At 68.1% G+C, this 18,860-nt stretch carries 19 protein-coding genes; 2 read left to right on the top strand and 17 right to left on the bottom strand.

Translation table 11 applies throughout. The features are described 5' to 3' along the window. Window positions 1-25: 25 nt before the first annotated feature. The 17 genes from LDO15_RS02765 to LDO15_RS02845 all read right to left on the bottom strand — a co-directional run bounded on the left by LDO15_RS02765 (window position 26) and on the right by LDO15_RS02845 (window position 16,124). The gene (locus tag LDO15_RS02765) at window positions 26-664 is read right to left on the bottom strand and encodes a TetR/AcrR family transcriptional regulator (protein ID WP_223983775.1); all 639 of its coding nucleotides are present in this window, start codon (window positions 662-664) and stop codon (window positions 26-28) included. Between the two features lie 56 nt (window positions 665-720). Further along, a complete protein-coding gene (locus LDO15_RS02770; RefSeq protein WP_223983777.1) occupies window positions 721-2,043 on the bottom strand; it encodes a nicotinate phosphoribosyltransferase in 1,323 nt (440 codons plus the stop codon). Window positions 2,044-2,177: 134 nt separating this feature from the next. Then, on the bottom strand, window positions 2,178-2,885 hold the full coding sequence (locus LDO15_RS02775; protein WP_223983779.1) for a DsbA family oxidoreductase: 708 nt from the start codon (window positions 2,883-2,885) through the stop codon (window positions 2,178-2,180). 55 nt (window positions 2,886-2,940) lie between these two features. Next, window positions 2,941-3,477, bottom strand: coding sequence for a GNAT family N-acetyltransferase (locus LDO15_RS02780; RefSeq protein WP_223983781.1), 537 nt, complete (start codon window positions 3,475-3,477; stop codon window positions 2,941-2,943). 29 nt (window positions 3,478-3,506) lie between these two features. Further along, entirely contained in the window at window positions 3,507-3,989 is a 483-nt protein-coding gene (locus LDO15_RS02785; RefSeq protein WP_223983784.1) for a heme-degrading domain-containing protein, read from the bottom strand. Next, window positions 3,982-5,013: a Gfo/Idh/MocA family oxidoreductase gene (locus LDO15_RS02790; RefSeq protein ID WP_223987018.1), complete on the bottom strand. Its 1,032-nt coding sequence runs from the start codon at window positions 5,011-5,013 to the stop codon at window positions 3,982-3,984. The genes LDO15_RS02785 and LDO15_RS02790 overlap by 8 nt, the downstream gene beginning before the upstream one ends. A gap of 4 nt (window positions 5,014-5,017) precedes the next feature. Then, complete coding sequence (locus LDO15_RS02795; protein WP_223983787.1) at window positions 5,018-5,908, bottom strand: biopolymer transporter Tol; 891 nt, start codon at window positions 5,906-5,908, stop codon at window positions 5,018-5,020. A gap of 2 nt (window positions 5,909-5,910) precedes the next feature. Beyond that, window positions 5,911-6,774 carry a DUF1080 domain-containing protein gene (locus LDO15_RS02800; protein ID WP_223983788.1) on the bottom strand — a complete coding sequence of 288 codons (864 nt, stop codon included), beginning with the start codon at window positions 6,772-6,774 and terminating at the stop codon, window positions 5,911-5,913. Between the two features lie 10 nt (window positions 6,775-6,784). Further along, window positions 6,785-7,780 (bottom strand): sugar phosphate isomerase/epimerase family protein, encoded by a 996-nt coding sequence (locus tag LDO15_RS02805; protein ID WP_223983789.1) that lies wholly within the window; start codon window positions 7,778-7,780, stop codon window positions 6,785-6,787. A 1-nt stretch (window position 7,781) separates the two neighbouring features. Continuing rightward, complete coding sequence (locus LDO15_RS02810) at window positions 7,782-8,984, bottom strand: Gfo/Idh/MocA family oxidoreductase (protein ID WP_223983790.1); 1,203 nt, start codon at window positions 8,982-8,984, stop codon at window positions 7,782-7,784. Window positions 8,985-8,993: 9 nt separating this feature from the next. Next, complete coding sequence (locus LDO15_RS02815) at window positions 8,994-10,112, bottom strand: Gfo/Idh/MocA family oxidoreductase (RefSeq protein WP_223983791.1); 1,119 nt, start codon at window positions 10,110-10,112, stop codon at window positions 8,994-8,996. Next, window positions 10,109-10,858: a sugar phosphate isomerase/epimerase gene (locus LDO15_RS02820; RefSeq protein ID WP_223983792.1), complete on the bottom strand. Its 750-nt coding sequence runs from the start codon at window positions 10,856-10,858 to the stop codon at window positions 10,109-10,111. The genes LDO15_RS02815 and LDO15_RS02820 overlap by 4 nt, the downstream gene beginning before the upstream one ends. Before the next feature lie 46 nt (window positions 10,859-10,904). After that, complete coding sequence (locus tag LDO15_RS02825) at window positions 10,905-11,798, bottom strand: carbohydrate ABC transporter permease (protein WP_223983793.1); 894 nt, start codon at window positions 11,796-11,798, stop codon at window positions 10,905-10,907. Next, the gene (locus LDO15_RS02830) at window positions 11,798-12,766 is read right to left on the bottom strand and encodes a sugar ABC transporter permease (RefSeq protein WP_223983795.1); all 969 of its coding nucleotides are present in this window, start codon (window positions 12,764-12,766) and stop codon (window positions 11,798-11,800) included. The genes LDO15_RS02825 and LDO15_RS02830 overlap by 1 nt, the downstream gene beginning before the upstream one ends. 11 nt (window positions 12,767-12,777) lie before the next feature. Then, the gene (locus LDO15_RS02835; protein ID WP_223983798.1) at window positions 12,778-14,100 is read right to left on the bottom strand and encodes an ABC transporter substrate-binding protein; all 1,323 of its coding nucleotides are present in this window, start codon (window positions 14,098-14,100) and stop codon (window positions 12,778-12,780) included. A gap of 105 nt (window positions 14,101-14,205) precedes the next feature. Further along, window positions 14,206-15,024: a hypothetical protein gene (locus tag LDO15_RS02840; RefSeq protein ID WP_223983801.1), complete on the bottom strand. Its 819-nt coding sequence runs from the start codon at window positions 15,022-15,024 to the stop codon at window positions 14,206-14,208. Beyond that, window positions 15,021-16,124, bottom strand: coding sequence for a Gfo/Idh/MocA family oxidoreductase (locus LDO15_RS02845; protein ID WP_223983804.1), 1,104 nt, complete (start codon window positions 16,122-16,124; stop codon window positions 15,021-15,023). Before LDO15_RS02845 ends, LDO15_RS02840 begins: the two co-directional genes overlap by 4 nt. Before the next feature lie 178 nt (window positions 16,125-16,302). Here LDO15_RS02845 and LDO15_RS02850 point away from each other — a divergent pair, with 178 nt between their 5' ends. Then, window positions 16,303-17,514: an ROK family transcriptional regulator gene (locus tag LDO15_RS02850; protein WP_223983806.1), complete on the top strand. Its 1,212-nt coding sequence runs from the start codon at window positions 16,303-16,305 to the stop codon at window positions 17,512-17,514. Window positions 17,515-17,701: 187 nt separating this feature from the next. Continuing rightward, on the top strand, window positions 17,702-18,853 hold the full coding sequence (locus LDO15_RS02855) for an MFS transporter (RefSeq protein WP_223987020.1): 1,152 nt from the start codon (window positions 17,702-17,704) through the stop codon (window positions 18,851-18,853). Window positions 18,854-18,860 lie beyond the last annotated feature (7 nt).

The following is an 18,860-nucleotide window of genomic DNA, read 5'->3' on the forward strand; positions in this document are numbered from 1 at the left end:
GACGGCGCCGCTTAGCTAGCGCAGCTTAGCTGGCGACGCGGACCGCCCGGCCGGCGTCGTCGAACCTGGCCCCGGCCCCCAACTGGATGAACCGCACCGTCCGGGCAAGCCGTGCCTCGGCCTCGGCATCCTGGCCGGCCCCGTCGCCCCGGGCCGCACTCGAGGACAGCGTGCCGTGGATGAGCTGGGCGAGCTGGGCAATGTCCGACTCGGGCAGGTATCCCTGGGCCATGCCGTCGCGCAGGATTCCCTGCAGGAGCACGCTGAGCTCGCCCACGTGGTCCGCGAGTTTGGCGAACGACGACGGCGAGAGCACCGCCGCCATGGCTGGCCCCGGCGGCAGGTGGCGGCGGCTCAGGTCCTCCACCTGGGCGCGGACGTAGACGGCCAGCCGCTCCACCGGGTTCTCCAGCGAATCCAGCGATTCGCGCAGGTCGAGCAGGAACCGCTCCGTCTCGTCCAGGGCGTAGGCGATGAGGAGCTCTTCGATGTCCGCGTAATAGTTGTAGACGGCGGTCCGGCCGATCCGGGCGTGGCGCGCGACGTCGGTCATGGTCAGGCCGGGCAGCCCGTGGGTGAAAAGGAGTTCCCCGAACGCGGTCAGGATGCGGCGCTGGGTCTCGGCACGTTGGGCGGCGTTGCTCGCGGCCGAAATCCTAGGCATACGGACACTTTAGCGCGATCTGTCACTAAATCGGGCGGGTGGAAGACTGTGTCCCCTCACTCATAGATGGTGGGGATGGCCGGCTCGCCGGGCTGCAGCCGGTCCACCACCCGGGGCAGCTCGGCCATGGACGCCGTGTGCCGCTCCCGCGCCCGCCGCACCGCGTCCGGCCCGGTCCAGCCGGGCAGGATTTCGCCGTCCTTCATGAACTGCTGCAGCAGGGGACGCCCGTTCCCGCCGCCCGCGGGCGGGTGGCCAACGCCGAGGACCTCGTGGGTGGCGGTCCCGCGGTCGTCCAGACGGCGCACCGCGAACTTGCGGCCGCCCACATTGATCTTGTCCTTCGAGGTCTTCGCCACGGCGATGAGCTTGCCCGAGTCATCGGCCCGGCTCACCAGCTTGTAGACCATGCCGGCCGTGGGCGCCCCGGAACCGGTCACCAGCGATGTGCCGATGCCGTAGGAATCGGCCGGGGCGGACCGGAGCGCGGCCACGGAGAACTCGTCCAGGTCCGAGGTCACCACGATTCTGGTGTGGGCGTTGCCGAGGCTGTCCAGGAGGTCGCGGACCCACCGTGCCTGGGCCACGAGGTCCCCGGAGTCCAGCCGGACGGCTCCCAGCCTGTCGCCGGCGAGGTCGACGGCGGTGCGGACTGCCGTTTCGACGTTGTACGTGTCCACGAGCAGGGTGGTTCCGTACCCCAGTGAGGCCAGCTGCGCCGCGAAGGCGTCGCGCTCGGAATCATGGACCAGGGTGAAGGAGTGGGCCGCGGTGCCGATGGTCCGGAGGCCGTAGCGCCGCCCGGCGGCCAGGTTGGACGTGCCGGAAAAACCGGCGATCACGGCCGCGCGGGCCGCCGCGGAGGCCGCTTCCTCGTGCGTGCGGCGGGATCCCATCTCAATGCAGGGCCTGCCGCCGGCGGCGCTGGTCATCCGGGACGCGGCCGAGGCGATGGCGCTGTCATGGTTCAGCACCGACAGGACGTAGGTCTCCAGGACGCAGGCCTCCGCGAACGTCGATTCGACGATCAGGACGGGGGAATGCGGGAAGTAGGCCTCGCCCTCCGGGTAGCCCCAGATGTCGCCGGAGAACCGGAAGGCGGCCAGGTGCTCCAGCGTGTCCTCATGGACCACCTCGGTCCCGGCCAGGAAATCGAGGTCGTCCTGGTGGAAGCGGAAGCCCGCGATGCCCTCAAGGAGCCTGCCCGTGCCGGCCACGATCCCGTACCGGCGCCCGGCCGGCAGTCCGCGGGCAAAGGCCTGGAACACGGACCTGCGGTGTGCGGCCCCGGAGTGCAGGGCCGCCTGGAACATCGTTAGCTCGTAGTGGTCGGTAAACAGGGAGGTCCGGGGCCCGTCCGGCCCGGCCGAAGTGTCCATGGTTCACTCTAGGCCGTGGACCGCCGTGACGGCCCCGAGTTCGCCGGAATCGTGCGGGGTCGCCGGAAACTCCCTTCCCGCGAACTCGGACGTTTCCGGCGCATTCGACGGCGGCGGGGCTCAGGCGGTGCGGCTCAGACGGTGCAGCCGTCGGGGCCGCAGGCGGCGGCATCCGCAGCCTTGTCGGCGCCGACCATGGCCAGCGGATGGCTGTCCTGCCACGCCTGGTCGAGGGCGGCGCTGAAAGTTTCCGCGGGCTGGGCGCCGGACAGCCCGAACTTCCGGTCGATCACGAAGAAGGGGACGCCGCTGATGCCCAGGGCCCTTGCCTCCGCGAAGTCGTTCCGGACGTCATCGGCGTAGGCGTCCGTGCTGAACAGCTCCGTGAGGTCGCCGGCGTCGAGCCCGAGATCCTGGCCGAGGGCGGTCAGGTACTCCCGGCTGCCGATGTCCTTGCCGTGCTCAAAGTGGTCGCTGAGCAGGCGCTCCTTCGCTGCGTCCTGCACGCCCCGGGCTGCGGCTAGGTGGATCAGCCGGTGGGCCGTGAAGCTGTTGGCCACCACGACGGCGTCGAAGCGGTAGTTCAGCCCCTCGCCCCTGGCCTGGGCCGCGACGTGCTCGAACATCTGGGACACCTGCTCCGGAGCCATGCCCTTGCGGGTGCTCAGGTAGTCCAGTTCGGTGCCGTCATAGTGCTCCGGGAGCGTGGGGTCCAGCTGGTAGCTGCGCCACTGCACCTCCACCGAATCGCGGTGCGGGAACGCCGCGAGGGCGGTTTCGAATCGGCGTTTGCCGATGTAGCACCAGGGGCAGGCGACGTCGGACCAGATCTCAATCTTCATGCCGGTGACAACCGCGACGGCGGCAGGTCCATTCCCCAGCGGCCTGTCGGCTTCGTCACGGGGTGACCGGGCGTTTCATGACGAAGTCGTGCTCCACCGTGTCGCCCAGCTGGAAGGACTTGGTGCCGACCTTGCGGAAGCCGGACTTCTCGTAGAACCGGATGGCCCGGGCGTTCTGGCTGTTCACACCGAGCCACAGTCCGCGGGCGCCGGCACCCGCGGCCGAGGCGATGCTGGCGTGCATCAATTCGGCGGCGGCACCGAGCCCGTGATGGTCCGGATGGACGTAGCACTTGCTGAGTTCGGTGCACGGCAGCTCGGCCAGGGCCGCGGCTACCTCCGGGTCCCGGGCGGGGCGGGCCACCAGCAGGCTGTAGCCGCGGAGCTCGCCGCCGGCGTCAATCACCAGCACCGTTACGTCGGGATCGGCCAAGTAGGCCCGGAAATTGGTCTCACTCAGGGTGTTCGCCACGTGCGCCGCGATGTCCTCGGGCCGGGATTCGGGCGGGCACGCCAGCGGGAACGTGATGGCCGCGAGGGCGGCCAGCCTGCCGGCGTCGTCCGCGGTTGCTGTCCTGATCTGGTGCGTCATGGCTAAAACCCTAGCCCGTGCCCACGCCCCTAAGCGGTGACTGTCGTGAGGTAGTCCCTGATGGCTTCGACCACCAGCCGGTGGTCGTCGTCGGAGGACAGCCCGGATGCCGTCACGGCGGCGACGACGCCGGCGTTCCGAACCCGGACGGGGAAGGATCCGCCTGCCAGCGTGTAGTCCGCCGGTGCTAGCCATCCGCCCTGCGTGGGGTCGTAGTCCTTGGACGCGAAGTCCTCGGCGAGCAGGGCAGTGCTGTGTTCGAAGCGGAGCGTGGTGGCGGACTTGCGGCGGATCCACTCCTCCTGGTCGGCGGTGGCTCCGGGCAGGACGCAACGGAAGAGGACCACGTTGTGGCGGCGGATATCGATGGCAACAGCGTGGCCTTCGGCAATCGCATGGTTCGCGATAAGTGAGCCCAAGCGCCAGGCATCGTGGTGGTCAAAGGCCGGGAAGACCAGCTCTTCCTCGTGCTGCCGGAGCTCAGTGAGCCGGGCAGAGACGGCATCAGTCATTGAGGACCCCATCCGGCGTGGCGTCGGCCGAGTAGCTGAGGCCGATCTGGCGGCGGATCTCGTCCATGGCGGCCATGACGGCCACGGTCTCGCTCGGCGGAAGGATGGTGCCGGCGGTTACGCCTTCCCCGACCAGTCGTTCCAGTTCGGCGGCCTGGTACTGCATACCGCGGCTGGTGACAGGCTGCTCATAGCGTTCAACAACGCTGCCATCCACGGCATGAACGGTGAAGGGCGTGGGGTTGTACCAGGTGGACTCGATGTCGACCCACCCTTCGGTCCCGATGACCATGGCCCGGTTGGCACTCGCGGCGTCCAGTTCGCAGTCCACAATGGCCTGCTGACCGCCACCATATTCAAAGATGGCTGCAGTCTGACGGTCTACCCCAGTAGCGGTCATGGACGCACTGGCGCGAATGGTCTCCGGGGTGCCCAGGATGTCGAACGCAAACGAGACCGGGTAGACGCCGAGGTCCAGCAGCGCCCCGCCGCCCAAAGCAGGGTCGTTCAGCCTGTGGGCGGGGTCCTTGGGGAGGTTTTGGTTGTGGCTGGCGACGATCTTTCGTACCTCACCGAGCGTGCCGTCATTGATGATCTCGCGCAGGCGCACCATGTGGGGGAGGAACCGGGACCACATGGCCTCCAGCGCCACGAGCCCCTTGGCTTCGGCGAGGGTCACAACGTCCTGCGCTTCGCGTGCGTTGATGGTGAAGGGTTTCTCCACCAGCACGTGTTTCCCGGCGTTCAGGGCGAGCAACGCATGGGCGTGATGGTAGGTGTGTGGTGTGGCAATGTAAACGACGTCGACGTTAGGGTCCGCGACCAGCGCTTCGTAGCTTTCATGGGCGGCGGGAATGTCGAACTTTTCACTGAACTGGCGGCTTGATTCAACGTTGCGGGAGCCTACAGCCTGCACGGTAAAACCGTTTTCGATCAGATCCTGCGTTTGCAGGCCCGCGATGAATCCCGTGCCGAGGATTCCCCAGCGGATTTTTCCGTCGGAAGTGCCATTGGGGTCGTTGATCACGTTAGTCCTTTGTGGTTTCGGAATCGCCAAGGGGGTACGCGACGTACCCGAACCTTGTGGAATCAGGGGACCAGCTGTTGACGTTGAGCGTCCCCTGGCCGCCGAAGAGGCGCCATGTGTGTAGCGGTGTGGTCCAGTCGCCCGTGGAGACAAGCACGACGTCGACGGGCAGGTCGGCGGGGTGGCCCACCGTGCCGCTGGGGAAACGGATGTAGCTGGCCAGCTGCCCGTCGGGGGCCAGGTGGGGAAACCAGTCGACGGTTTTGCTCTCGAGGAGGCGCTCGAAATCGCCTCCGTCAACCTGCACTCGGGCAAGCTGGGCGTGGCCGGGGAGAGAGCTGAAGGACTCCGTGTTCAGGTAGAGCCACTTTCCGTCGGGAGAGTATTCCGGTCCGTCGCAATGGCCGGGGCCCACATCGACGCCGGCGGTAGCGCCGCCGTCGGACGGTATGGTCCTGAGGCGGCCCGGCTGCGTAAAGTCTCCGGCCTCGATGCCGACGTATGCCAGCTGGGATCCATCCGGGCTGACGCCGTGCAGGAAGTGAAAGGAGCCATCGGCGCCGGTGATCCGCTCCGCCGGACCTCCACTCAAAGCTGCCCGGTAGATGTGGCCGTCGTTCGCCGAGAGGAAGATGCCGGTGCCGTCGGGCGCCAGGACGTGGTCGTTGTTGAGGTCGGGGATGCCGGTCAGCGGGACCTGGCTGATGGTCCGGCCGGGCACCTCAAACCGCCACAGCTTCCCGTCCCCGTTCAGGATGAGGGCCGAGCCGTCAAGGGTCCAGTTGGGCGCTTCGAGGAGGAGCTCGTCGGTGCTGTAGACAAGTTCGGATTCGCCTGTGACGGACGCTATCCAGACCTCGCAGCGCTGGCCGGGCTGAAGGGTACGCAGCATGCTCAGAGTTCCTTGATCCGGATGTTCCGCCACCGGCACTGCGCGCCCTTGCCCCAGCGGGCCTCGCCGAACATGGAGTCGTTGTCATGCACCTCGAAGGCGATGTGCCCGCGGTCGCCGAGCACGTCCAGGACGGCTTCCGGGTCATAGTTGGGTGATTGGAGGGCCGCGGTGTCCAGTTCGGCGATCTTGAGGCCGTTGACCCAGGTGGTGATGACGGGCAGGGCGCCGACGCAGCGGATGCGGAGTTCGTTCCAGTCGTCCCAGCGCCAGACGTTGAGGAAGTCCTCGACGTCGGCTGCGTGGCTCAGGCGGGCACGCTTTTCTTCCGTGACAGGCTCCACCGAAGTGGCCGGGTTGTCCGAAATCAAACCCGTGGGTCGCCCGTCGGCGTCCATGGCCACGTTGACGGCGAAGGGTACGGCGGAGAAGCTCGCCAGCCCGTTGCCGAAGAACCCGCCGATACCGCCGGAGGGACGGTGGTCCACCAAGACCTGGAAGCCTTCCCACGTATCCGGCCGGCGCCGGATCATCACGCCGGTGTCTGCCGGCCAGTCGGGACGCATTTCCAGCACGAGTTCGAAGTCGCCGAATGCCTGCTCGCTCACCAGGTAGCCGCCGTAACCGCTGCCGGGGGAGTCCTGCTCGCCGACCAGGACGCCGTCTTCCACAAACCACCGGGCCGGGTGCTTCTCGGGTTCCACGGGCGGGGTCAAACCCAGGGCGGCAAAGCGTTCCGAGAGGGCCGGACCGCCCGGATACTCGGTGCCATAGACGCGGGGTACCGATCGCCAGCCAGCCAAGGTTGTGCCGTCGAACAGCGGGACAAAACGGTCGCCGCCGTCGGGCGTTTCAATGCCTGACATGAACTCGCCCTTACTGTTTGAAGGCGGCGTCGAAGGAGGTGTTCGAGGCCGGGAAGTCGTACTTCTTGAGGGCGGCGAGGGCTTCGGGGGCGCCGTGGAGACGGTCCATGCCGGCGTCTTCCCATTCGATGCTGATGGGGCCGTCGTAGCCGATCGCGGTGAGGGCGCGGAAGGATGATTCCCAGGGGACGTCTCCGCGGCCGGCGGAGACGAAGTCCCAGCCGCGGCGGGGGTCACCCCAGGGCAGGTGCGAGCCCATCACGGTGTTCCGGCCGGTGGGGCGGAGCTTGGTGTCTTTGCAGTCGACGTGGTAAATCCGGTCCTTGAAGTCCCAGATGAAGGAGACGGGGTCGATGCCCTGCCACATGAAGTGGGACGGGTCCCAGTTCAAGCCGAAGGCCTCCCGGTGCCCGATCGCCTCGAGGGTGCGGACGGTGGTCCAGTAGTCGTAGGCGATCTCGGAGGGGTGGACTTCGTGGGCGAAGCGGACGCCGCAGTCGTCGAAGACGTCCAGGATGGGGTTCCAGCGGTCGGCGAAGTCCTGGTAGCCGGCCTCGATGACTTTTTCCGGGACGGGCGGGAACATCGCGACGTACTGCCAGTTGGAGGACCCGGTGAAGCCGACGACGGTGTCCACGCCGAGGGCTTTGGCGAGCCGGGCGGTGTGTTTCATTTCCTCGGCGGCGCGCCGGCGGACACCTTCGGGGTCGCCGTCGCCCCAGACGCGCGCCCCGACGATGGCCTCGTGCCGGAAGTCGATCGGGTCATCGCACACGGCCTGGCCCTTGAGGTGGTTGGAGATGGCCCAGACCTTGAGGTTGTACTTCTCCAGCACGGCGAGTTTGGAGTCGACGTAGCCGGGTTCGTCCCAGCGCCAAGCGTCCAGGTGGTCGCCGGAGACGGCGATTTCCAGGCCGTCGTAGCCCCAGCCGGAGGCCAGGCGGGCGACTTCCTCGAAGGGCAGATCGGCCCACTGGCCGGTGAACAGGGTGTACGGGCGGGGCATGTCAGGCTCTTTCGGTAGCGGTCTGGGTGGTGGGGTCGGGCGGGGTGAGCTGGATGAGTGAGCTTTTGGCGGCGGCGCTCTCTTCGACGGCGGCGAGGATCCGCTGGACGGCCAGTCCGTCCTCGAACGACGGCGACGGCTGGGTTCCGGTGCCGACCGCGAGCAGGAAGTCGCGGATTTCGTGCGTGAAGGTGTGTTCCCAGCCGATCACGTGGCCTTGCGGCCACCACGCGTCAACGTAGGGGTGTTCGGGTTCGTTGACGAGGATGCGGCGGAAGCCCTGCTCGCGGACGGGCAGCGTGGCGTCGAGGAAGCCGAGCTCGTTCAGGTTCTCCAGATCGAACAGCAGGGCTCCCTTCTCGCCGTAGATCTCCAGCTTGAGCGAGTTCTTCTGGCCGGTGGCCACCCGGGAGACCTCCACGGAGGCGATGGCCCCGGAGGCGAGGGTGAGCGTGGCCCAGGCGGCGTCGTCGACCGTCACGTCCTCCAGGCCGGCAGCGCCGGGGCGCTGCGGGGTGAAGGTGTGCAGCCGGCCGGAGACCTCGGTGACCTGGTCGCCGAGGAGGAACAGCACCTGGTCGATCGCGTGGGAGGCGATGTCGCCCAGGGCCCCGGACCCGGCCGTTTCCTTGTTCAATCGCCAGGTCATGGGCGAGTCCGGGTCCGCGAGCCAGTCCTGCAGGTAGGCGGCGCGGACGTGCCGGACGGTGCCGAGGCGGCCTTCCGCGATCAGTTCGCGGGCCAGGGCCAGGGCCGGGACCCGGCGGTAGTTGAACCCGATCATGGACTGCACGCCGCGGGCCCGGGCGGCCCGGGCGGCGTCCGCCATGGCCTCGGCCTCGGCCAGGGTGTTGGCCAGCGGCTTCTCGACCAGGACGTGCTTGCCGGCGGCCAGGGCGGCGATGGCGATGTCGGCGTGCATCCAGCCCGGCGCGCAGATATCGACAATGTGGATGTCATCGCGTTCCAGAACCGCGCGCCAGTCCGTGGCGGACTCGGCCCAGCCGTACTTCGCGGCGGCCTCGGCCACCCCGGCGGGGTCGCGGCCGACCAGCACGCGACGTTCGAAGGCCGGGACGTCGAAGTAGCTGGCAACATTCCGCCAGGCATTCGAGTGGGCCTTGCCCATGAACGCGTACCCGATCATGGCCACACCCAAGCGTGAACCGGCGGGCTGGCCGGGGGTGGTTTCGTGGGAGTTCATTGCTGGTTCCTAGAGTGTGGAAGCGGTGGGGTCCCAGTCCTCGGGGAGGGCTGCGGAGGCGGGGGCGGAGCTATCCACGTCAATGAAGGTTCCCGATTCCACGGACTCGGAGATCGAGACCATGGTGTCCAGGACGTGGTAGGCGAGGTTGCCGGTGGCGCGGTGCGGGACACCTGCGCGGATGGACCGGGCCATGTCCAGCACGCCCATGCCGCGGCCCTGGCTGGGGCCGGTGGCCGGGATAACCGTCCATTCCTCGTCCCCGGCGCGCCAGAGCTTGACGTCCCCGTCGAAGTAGTTCGGGTCCGGCAGCGAGATGGTGGCCTCGGTCCCGGTGATCTCGACGAAACCCATCCGCTGCCGCGGGGACTCGAACGAAAAGACGCTGTGGGAGGACGCGCCGGATTCGAACTGGGCCATCGCGGAGACATGGGTGGGGACCTCGACGGTGAATTCCTCGCCGGCCTTGGGCCCGGAGCCGATGACCCGGACTTCCTTGGCCTTGGACCCGGTCGCGGCCACGCGGCGCACGGACCCGAACGTCTGGACGAGGGCGGTGAGGTAGTACGGGCCCATGTCGAACAGGGGTCCGGCGCCGTACTGGAACAGGAACGCCGGGTTGGGGTGCCAGGACTCCGGCCCGGGGGTCTGGAACGTGGTCATGGCGGTCAGCGGGGTGCCGATGTCGCCGCGTTCGATCAGGCGCCGCGCGGTCTGCAGCCCGGCCCCCAGGAACGTGTCCGGGGCGCAGCCCAGCCGCAGCCCCGCGGCGTCGGCGGCCTTGAGCAGGCCCAGGCCCGATTCGCGGTCCAGCGAGAACGGCTTCTCCGTCCAGACATGCTTGCCCGCGTTGACGGCGGCCGTGGCCACCTCCACGTGGGCCGCCGGGATGGTCAGATTGACGATGATCTCGACGTCGGGGTGGTTCAGTGCCGCGTCCACTCCGCCCCACTCCGGGATGCCGTATTCCTTGGCGCGCGCCGCGGCGGCGTCCTCGAAGAGATCGGCGATGACGTGGACCTTGAGGTCGGGGAAGACGGTCAGGTTGTCCAGGTACTGCTTGCTGATGTTCCCGGCACCGATGACGGCGACGCCGACCGGGCCGCGTTTCGTGGAAGGGGTGCTCATGCCCGTGCTCCTTCGCTTGCTCCGGCGTTCAGGTAGGTGAGGCTCTGGGCGATGCCGTCGAAGATGTCGCCGGAGTAGTCGTCGAATTCCACGACGCCGACTTCCAGGGACTGTGCCGCGTTGATGACATCCCACACGGGAATCTTGCCCTGCCCGGCCGGCTGCTGCGCCTTGGTGTCCGTGGAGACGGGGCCGTCTTTGATGTGGATGAACTTCACGCGGTCGCCGAGGCGCTGCAGCAGCGCAACCGGGTCCTGGCCGCCGACGGCGGCCCAGTAGGTGTCCACTTCCAGGACGAGTTCCGGGTCCAGGAGTCCTTCGAAGTATTCCAGGGCCGTCCGGCCTTCGATGCTGGACTCCAGCTCCCAGGCGTGGTTGTGGTAGCCGACGCGGATGCCGTATCCGGCGCCCTTCTTGGCGGCGGCGTTGAGCTTCGCGGCGGTGGCCTGGATGTCCTCGGTGGACTGCCAGTGCTCGGCCGGGAGGTAAGGATCGATCACGGTGCTGATGCCCAGGTCCCTGGCCGCGGCGAAGATCTCATCCTGGTCCTGGCTCAGCAGCGGGGCGTGGCCGGACGGGGCGGTCAGCCCGTTCTCCTTCAGCGCCGTGCCGAGCTCGGCGGCCGTGGCGACGAAGTTATAGGGCTCCACCTGGGTGAAGCCGAGCTCGGCGACCTTCCTGATGGTGCCGGGCAGGTCTTCCTGAAGGGCGTTGCGGAGGGTGTAGAGCTGGATTGAATAAGACACTGGGTTCCTTTGCGGGAGTTCGGTTTTCGGAAGTGTGGGGAGGGCGTTAGCGGCCGGCGAGGGATCCGCCGATGCCGCCGACGCTGAAGTACTTGTTCAGCGTGGCGAAGACGATGATGGGCGGGAGCATCATGATCACGGCCAGGGCCATGACGCCGGACCAGTCGGTCTGGTTCTGCTGGAAGAAGGACTGCACGCCCATGGGCAGGGTGAAGATTTCTGATGAGCGCAGGAACACGATCGCGACGAGGTAGTCGTTCCAGGCCAGCAGGAAGGCGAAGATCGCGGTGGAGAGGATGCCCGGGAGTGAGTTGCGCAGCACGACTTTGGTGAAGGAGCCGAAGACGGAGCACCCATCGATCCAGGATGCCTCTTCCAGGCTGATCGGGATGGAATCGAAGTAGGCGGCCATCATCCAGGTGGCCACGGTCATGGTGGAGCCGACGTAGATGATGGTCAGGCCCATCAGGTTGTCCACCAGGCCCATGCCGGCGAACAGGATGAACAGCGGCACCACCGAGGTGATGATGGGCAGCGACTGCATGACGAACAGGAGCAGGGAGTAGCCGGAGACGGCTTTGGAGCGGCCGCGGGAGAGGACGTAGCCGGCGGGTGCGGCGACGGCGACGGCGACGATCACTGTGCTGAGGGTGGTGATGAGGCTGTTCTGCAGCCAGGTGGCGGCCAGAGTCTTGGAGAACACGTTGCTGATGTTCTCGAACGTCAGCCCGGTGGCGGTGCTGTTCGGTCCGGGTGTGAAAGCGAGGAGGACCGTGACCATGATGGGCACCAGCACGATCGCGGTGATGGCCAGGATGGCGGCGAACCGCCACCAGCGGCCGCGCAGGCCGGCCTCGGAGAGGACACGGTTGGGCTTGCCGGTGCTGGCTACTCCGAGGGTGGGTCCGGACTCAGGGTGGGCGTGGAGGACTGCGCTCATTATTCGACGCTCGACTTTCGGATCTGGCGGTACAGGATGACCGAGATGACTACCAGGGTGATGGTCATGAGGAAGGCGATCGCGACGCCGGGTCCGGTCTGGAAGTCCTGGAAGACGGTGCGGTAGGCCAGGACCACCAGGGAGGTGGTGGCGTCCACGGGTCCGCCGCCGGTGAGCAGGTAGATGGTGGGGAAGTCGTTGACGCAGAAGATCGTCATGAGGATCCAGCTGATGTAGGTGGACCGGGCGATCAGCGGAAGGGTGATCTGGCTGAACTGCTGGAACCGGGTGGCGCCGTCCATGCTGGCCGCCTCGTACACGGTGGTGTCCACGGAGGCCAGGGCCGCCGAGGTCATCATCATCATGAAGGGGAAGCTGACCCAGACCTTGAAGACCATGACCGTGATCGCGGCGAGGGTCGGATCGGCGAGGAAGAGCGGGGTGCCCAGCCCTAGATTCCGGAAGATGCTCGGGACGAGGCTGTCCGGGGTGCCCACCAGCCAGTTCCAGGCGGTGGAGGACACCACGATCGGGACCACCCAGGGCAGCAGCAGGAGGACCTTGAACAGTCCGCCGGCGGGAATCTTGGTGCGCAGCAGCAGCGCGAGTCCGAGGCCCACGGCCCAAGAGCCGAAGACGCCCACGATCGTGAAGAGCAGCGTGAAGCGGGCCGCCTTCCAGAACGCCTCGGAGGCCAGGACGGTGGCGAAGTTTTCCAGTCCGACGAACTCGCCGGTGTCGATCAGGGACCCGTCATGGGTGGCCTGGACCCCGGCGTAGACAAGCGGGTAGCCGTGGATCAGGACGAGCAGGACGACCGACGGGAGCAGCAGCCAGAAGAACGTCTTGCGGGTCTGCGAGCTGAGTTTACTCTTGCGGTTGACGGGTTTGGCGGGCTTGCCCGACCCGCCGGGGGCGACGCCCCGGCGGGCCCGGCTCAGGCCGGTCTGGGCTGTGGTCAGTGCCATTGGAGCGCCGCTTACTTCTTCAGCACGGATTGCAGTCCGGACTGGAAGTTCTGCAGCGCGGACTTCGCGTCCGTCTTGCCCGTGAGGATGGTCTGCGTGAACTGGTTCAGCGCCTGGCCGCCGTCCAGAACGGCGAGGTTGGCGTTCAGTTGGGTGCCCTGGGCCGCGAAGGTCTTGGCGATGGGCTGCCATTCCTTGACGATCTTGACATTGTTGGGGTCGGACGTGAACTCGGGAAGTTCCGTGATGGATTTGAAGACCGGCAGGGCATTCATGAGCTTCTGCTGCCACAACTGCTTGAGCTGGCCCATGTAGGAGACCAGGAAGGCCTCGGACGACGCCTGCGACGGCGTGTTCGTGTACATCATGATGTTGTTCGGGAACACAAGGCCGTGCTTGTCGCCGTGCGGTCCGGCGATGGGGCTGGCCACCACGATGTCACCGGAGGTGTCGCCGACGCGGGCGGGGACGCCGAGGACGTACGGGCCGAAGGCTGCTTTGCTGTCCTTCCACATCGCGTTGAGATTGTCGGTCGTGTAGCTGACCGATGCCGGGTCGATAATGCCATTGGAGACCAGTTCCAGAAGGAACTCGATGGCTTCGACGTTGCGGTCGTTCATCACGTCCAGCTGGCCATCCGGGGTGAACACGCCGCCGCCGTTGTTGACCATCATCATGATCATGGAGTGGTTGCCGATGTTGTTGCCGGCGCCGGAGCCAGTCGCGAAGCCGAAGGCCCCGATCGTTTTGAGCTTTTTGCCCGCCTCAAGCAGGGAAGCCCAGTCCGTGGGAACAGCCACGCCGGCCTTCTCGAACAGCGACTTCCGGTACCAGAACACGCGCATGTCCAGCTGCCACGGCACGGCCACATAGCCTTTGTCCGACTTGAACGGATCCAGGACGCCGGGCAGGAAGTCGTCGAACTGGCCGTTCTTCTTCAGCTCCTCCACGACCTTGTCCGCGTAAGCGATCTGGCCCTGCTGCTCGAACTGGAAGGCCTGGAAGCCGCCGCCGGTGGACACCGCCGGTCCGGTCTTGGAGGCGATGGCCGAGGAGAACGTCTGGTAGAAGTTCGCCCACTGGATGGTCTGGTAGCTGGCCTTGAGGTTGCCCGAGGCCGGCGCGTAGCCCTCTGCGATCTTCTTGGCGGCGTCGTTGTAGGCCGGCGTGGCCCACGGCATGTCCCAGAACTTGACGACACCGCTTGCGCCCGACTGGGAGGCGGAGCCGCCGCCGCAAGCGGCGAGGAGCGGTGCGCTGGCCGCGGCTGCGGCGAAGCCCAGGAATCCTCGGCGGGAGAAGGCGGTGGAGGTAACAGAGGACTTAATCGTCACGATAATTTCCTTTCGTGACCGTTCCGCGGGTGGCGGGCCGGTCATCTCGACAGTGAGTTGATGCGGAAGGTATTTCTGGCAATGCCGGTGGTGTGGCTGGTGCTGTTAGTGCGGTGAGTCGTGGAGCTGCCCGACGAGGGCGGCCAGGGCGGCGAACTGTTCCAGATCGGCCGCCGGGGCGCCGGAGTCGACGGCGGCGCGGAGCCGCCTCCAGCTGTGCCGGTGGGCCGATTCGTAGATGGTGGGGAACGTGGCGGTCCCGGCCGGGGTGACGGACGGGACCTCTGCCGGCCAGCCTGCGGAGGCATCGGGGAGGGTGATGTCCGCCCGGCCGGAGGAAGTGAGGACGGAAACGGTGGCCGTCGCCGGGACTGAGGACGTGGTGATGCCCTGCAGGGCCGTCGGCGCCCCGCCGGGGAGGGTTCCGATCACGGTGTAGCCGTTGGCGTTGCGCTGGATGATGCGCAGGCCGGAGAGTTCCACGCCGCAGGCCAGGATCGCCGCAAGATGCCGCGTGAGCAGCACCTCCGGGTCGGTCCCGGGGGTGCCCCACGCCACGGAGTCCAGCAGCACGGCGTCGGCCAGGGCGTCGGCGATGGCGGCGCGGACCGCGCCGCCGGAGTCCGCGAGGGCGGGGTTTCCCGCCCAGGCCTGGTCAAGGACCACCGCGGTGCCGGCCTCGGCTGCAGCCGCGGCCAGTGCCGCGGGGTCTTCGGCGACGGGATCAATGACGACGACGCCGCGGGCACCGCTGCGGACCGCGTCGGTGGCGTTGGAGGTCCAGCCGGCAGCTCCGGCGAGTGCGACGACGTCGGGCCGGCTGCCCGCCGGGGCGAACGAGACGGGCAGGGACGCGACGACGGCGCCGACGGCTCCTGTCTGTTCGGCGTCCGGGCCGGCCTGGACCCGGAGCGGCGTGGTCATGCGCGGGCCTCCTCGTAGGCTGCGGCATCGACGCGGGCGGCGGCGGCGTCGGCGATCGCGAGGGCGAATTCCAGATCGTGGATCAGGGTCTCCGGGTTCGGGGCCGTTCCGGTGCCGCGGGCGAGTTCGGCGAGCTTGCGCCATTCGCCCTCGTACCCGTTGTGGCCGAAGGGGCCGAGGACGGTGGTGCTGGCAGCGGTCCGGATCCGGGCCGTGGCCGATCCCGCGTGGACGTAGGACGGGGTGAAGTCGATGGAGAGCGACGCGTCGTCGCCGATGGCCTCGAAGGTCCAGGACGGCTCCCAGGTGCCGTTCATGGCGGCGCGGAGTTCGATCGTCACGGCGCCCGCCTGTAGGGAGATGACATAGCCAAACGGCACGACGGTCTGGGCGTGCAGGACCTCGACGGCCCGGAAGTCCGGGGCGAACCGGCGGACCAGGGGGAGGTCGTGGATGGCTAGGCCCATGATGCCGCCGGTCAGTTTGGCCTTCGTCGCGGCAATGTCAGCGGCGGTACCGTCTGCGGGCGCCCCGGCAGCCGCGGGTGCCGGCGGGGGAGTGCGGCCCACGATCTCGGTGGCAAAGTCCTCGAAGCGGGGGTTGGGCGGCAGGACGATCGAGGACCGGACGGTGTGGACCTGGTCCGGCAGGGAGCCCCAGGCGGATTCCGCGGCCAGCCAGCCCGGGTCGAAGGTGTGCATGGCGCCGACCACGATCGGCACTCCGGTTTCGGCCGATACGGCGGCGATGGCCGCGGCCTCCTCGCCATTCATGGCGAAGGGCTTTTCGCACAGGACTGCCTTCTTGCCGGCCCGGCAGGCGGCGATCACCTGGGCGGCGTGGAACTGGTGCGGGCTGCAGATCGCGACGATCTCGACCTCCGGATCCGCCAGCAGTTCTTCCATGCTGCTACTGAAGCGCGCCCCGACCCGTGCTGCCACGGATTCGGCGACGGCCGGGTCGACGTCCATAATGTGGCGGACTTCCAGGATGTCCCGCAGCCTTGCCAGGGACGGCAGGTGGATGGCCTGGGTGACGGGGCCTGCTCCCAGGATCCCCACCCCCAGCGGCGCCGGTGCCGCATGTGATTGGCTCGACAAGTTCCATACCCCTTCGTAGTGCCTGTTCTGTCCGGACCAGTCAGGCTGTCCGGGCCGGTGATCTGGCTCACACCCAAAGCTAGGGGTACTTTTGCCGAGCGTCAAGCAAAAGTTGAAAACTACGTTTCAATCTTTCCGTGGCGTGACATGCAGAAGGTCTTCGTGCTATCACTTACTCATGAGTGCGCCCACCGGTACCGAGCCCGCAGCCGCAGAGGCCGGCGGCAGCCTTTCCCGCGCCGGCGACCTCTTCCAACTCCTGCGCGACGGGAAGGCCCGGACCCGCGCGGAACTCGCCCTCACCACCGGTCTCGCCCGCTCCACCGTTGCGTCCCGCATTGATGCGCTGATGGGTTCGGGCCTCGTTGGCCCCGCCGGGGAGGCGAGCTCCAGCGGCGGCAGGCCGCCGTCGCGCTTTGCCTTCAACCCGGCCGCCCGCGTGGTCCTCGCAGTCGACGTCGGGGCCACCCACGTGATCATCGCCGTCACCGACCTCAACGGAAAAGTGCTCGCCGAGCGCCGGCTGGCGCAGGACGTCGCAGCCGGTCCGGTGGTTGTCCTGGACCGGGTGATCGAGGAAGGGCTGACGCTGCTTGCGGAGGCCGGCCGCGGCACGTCGGATCTGGCCGGTGCCGGGATCGGGCTCCCCGGGCCCGTGGAACACGCTACGGGGATGCCGGTCAAGCCGCCGATCATGCCCGGCTGGGACGGGTTCGACGTCGTCCGCCACGTCCAGCGCTCCCTCCCGGTCCCGGTCCTGGTGGACAACGACGTGAACATCATGGCGCTGGGCGAACGCACGGCGCACTGGCCCGAGGACGAAAACTTCCTGTTCATCAAGGTGGCCACCGGCATCGGCGCGGGCATCATCAGCAGCGGCCAGCTCCAGCGCGGGGCCAACGGAACTGCCGGCGACCTCGGACACGTCCGGGTTCCGCGCGGCGATGACGTGCTGTGCCGCTGCGGCAACTACGGGTGCCTGGAAGCCCTGGCGTCCGGCCCCGCCGTCGCCAAAGCGCTGACCCGGCAGGGCCTGCCGGCGCACGACGGCGGCGATGTGCTGCGCCTAGTCGCGGAGGGGAACCTGCAGGCCATCCAGGCGCTGCGGCAGGCCGGCCGGGACCTCGGCGACGTCCTGTCCACGGTGGTGAACCTGCTGAACCCGTCGGTGATTGTGATCGGCGGAAGCCTCGGCCAGGCCGGGGAGCACCTCATGGCCGGGGTCCGCGAGGTGGTCTACCGGCGCTCGCTGCCCCTGGCCACGACGCACCTGCGGATCGGCCTGTCCAAGGCCGGGGACGAGGCCGCCATCCTTGGCGCCAGCCAGATGGTCACGCAGCACGTGCTCTCACCCGCCGTCATCGAGGCGACTCTGCAGGCTACGGGCTAGGGCGTGCGTCCGGGACCTTCCTCGGAGGCCTTCCCGGAAGCGGTGTCCCCCGGAAGCGTCACATTCGGCGGATGCGGGAGGGGCCCGTGATAGCAATGGGACTGATGAAACCTTTTTTCTGCCCGGCCGCCGGGCAACGGCCCACGCCGTGAGCGACCTGGCGAGGGCACCCCGCGGCTGGCTCCTCATGCTCGCAATCGGTCTCATCGCGCTGAACATGCGCGGCCCGTTGGTGGCCGTGGCCCCGGTGGTCGCGCAGATGCAGCACGACCTCGGATTCACCCCGGTGGAACTGGGATTCCTGACCGGGATTCCGGTCCTGTGCTTTGCCCTGGCCGCGCCGCTGGCCTCGCTGGCAGGGCGCAAGCTGGGTCCCGAGTTCGCCATCACAATGACCCTGCTCGGCGTGCTCCTGGGCGTCGTGGTCCGCTCGGCGGGCGGCGGCGCCCTCGTCATGCTGGGCACCGTGATCCTGGGCGTCGCGATCACGATCGGCAACATCGTGGTCCCGCTGATCATCCGGCGGGACTTCACTCCGGCCCGGCAGGGCGCGGCGATGGGCACCTACACTGCGGCCCTCAACATCGGCTCGTTCCTCACCTCCATGGTGTCCGCGCCGCTGGCCGAACTGCTGGGCTGGCGGCCCGCGATTGCCGCAAGCGGACTGTTCGCGGTGGCGGCCGGCGCGGTCTGGGTGATCGCGGTAGGCCGGCGGGCGGCCTTCATTCCTGCCGCCATCCCCGCGGCAGACCCGCGACTTCCGGCCGGCAAGCTCACCTCGCGGTGGATCACGGCAGCGCTGACCTTCGGGTTTGCCGGGCAGGCGTTCTCCTATTACGGCGTGACCGCCTGGCTGCCGAGCCTGCTCGCCGACGAACTCGGCATGGCGCCCTCGGCCGCCGGTGCCGGATCCTCGCTCTTCCAGATCCTCGCCATCGTGGGCGGCCTGGGTGTCCCGCTGGCGGCCCGCTTCGCCAGCACGACGGCGGTGGGCCTCACCCTGGGGCTGCTGTGGCTCACGGTCCCCGTGGGCCTGCTGCTCGCACCGGAGCTGTGGTGGCTGTGGTGTTCGCTGGGCGGTGTGGCCCAGGGCGGCGGCATCACGCTGATCTTCCTCGCCATCATCCGCCTGGCCCGGGACCAGGCCTCGGCGGCCAGGATGTCCGCCATCGTCCAAGGGACCGGGTACTCGTTCGGGGCCGTGGCGCCGACCCTCCTGGGCTACGTCCACGGGACCACCGGCGCCTGGACCGGGCCGCTCCTGCTGATCCTGTGCTCCGTGGCCGCATTCATCCTGGGCACCGCACTGTCCCTGCGCCGCGTCCCGAAGACGCACTAGGTTCTTT

The sequence above is a fragment of the Arthrobacter sp. NicSoilB8 genome (assembly GCF_019977355.1).
GTDB lineage: Bacteria > Actinomycetota > Actinomycetes > Actinomycetales > Micrococcaceae > Arthrobacter.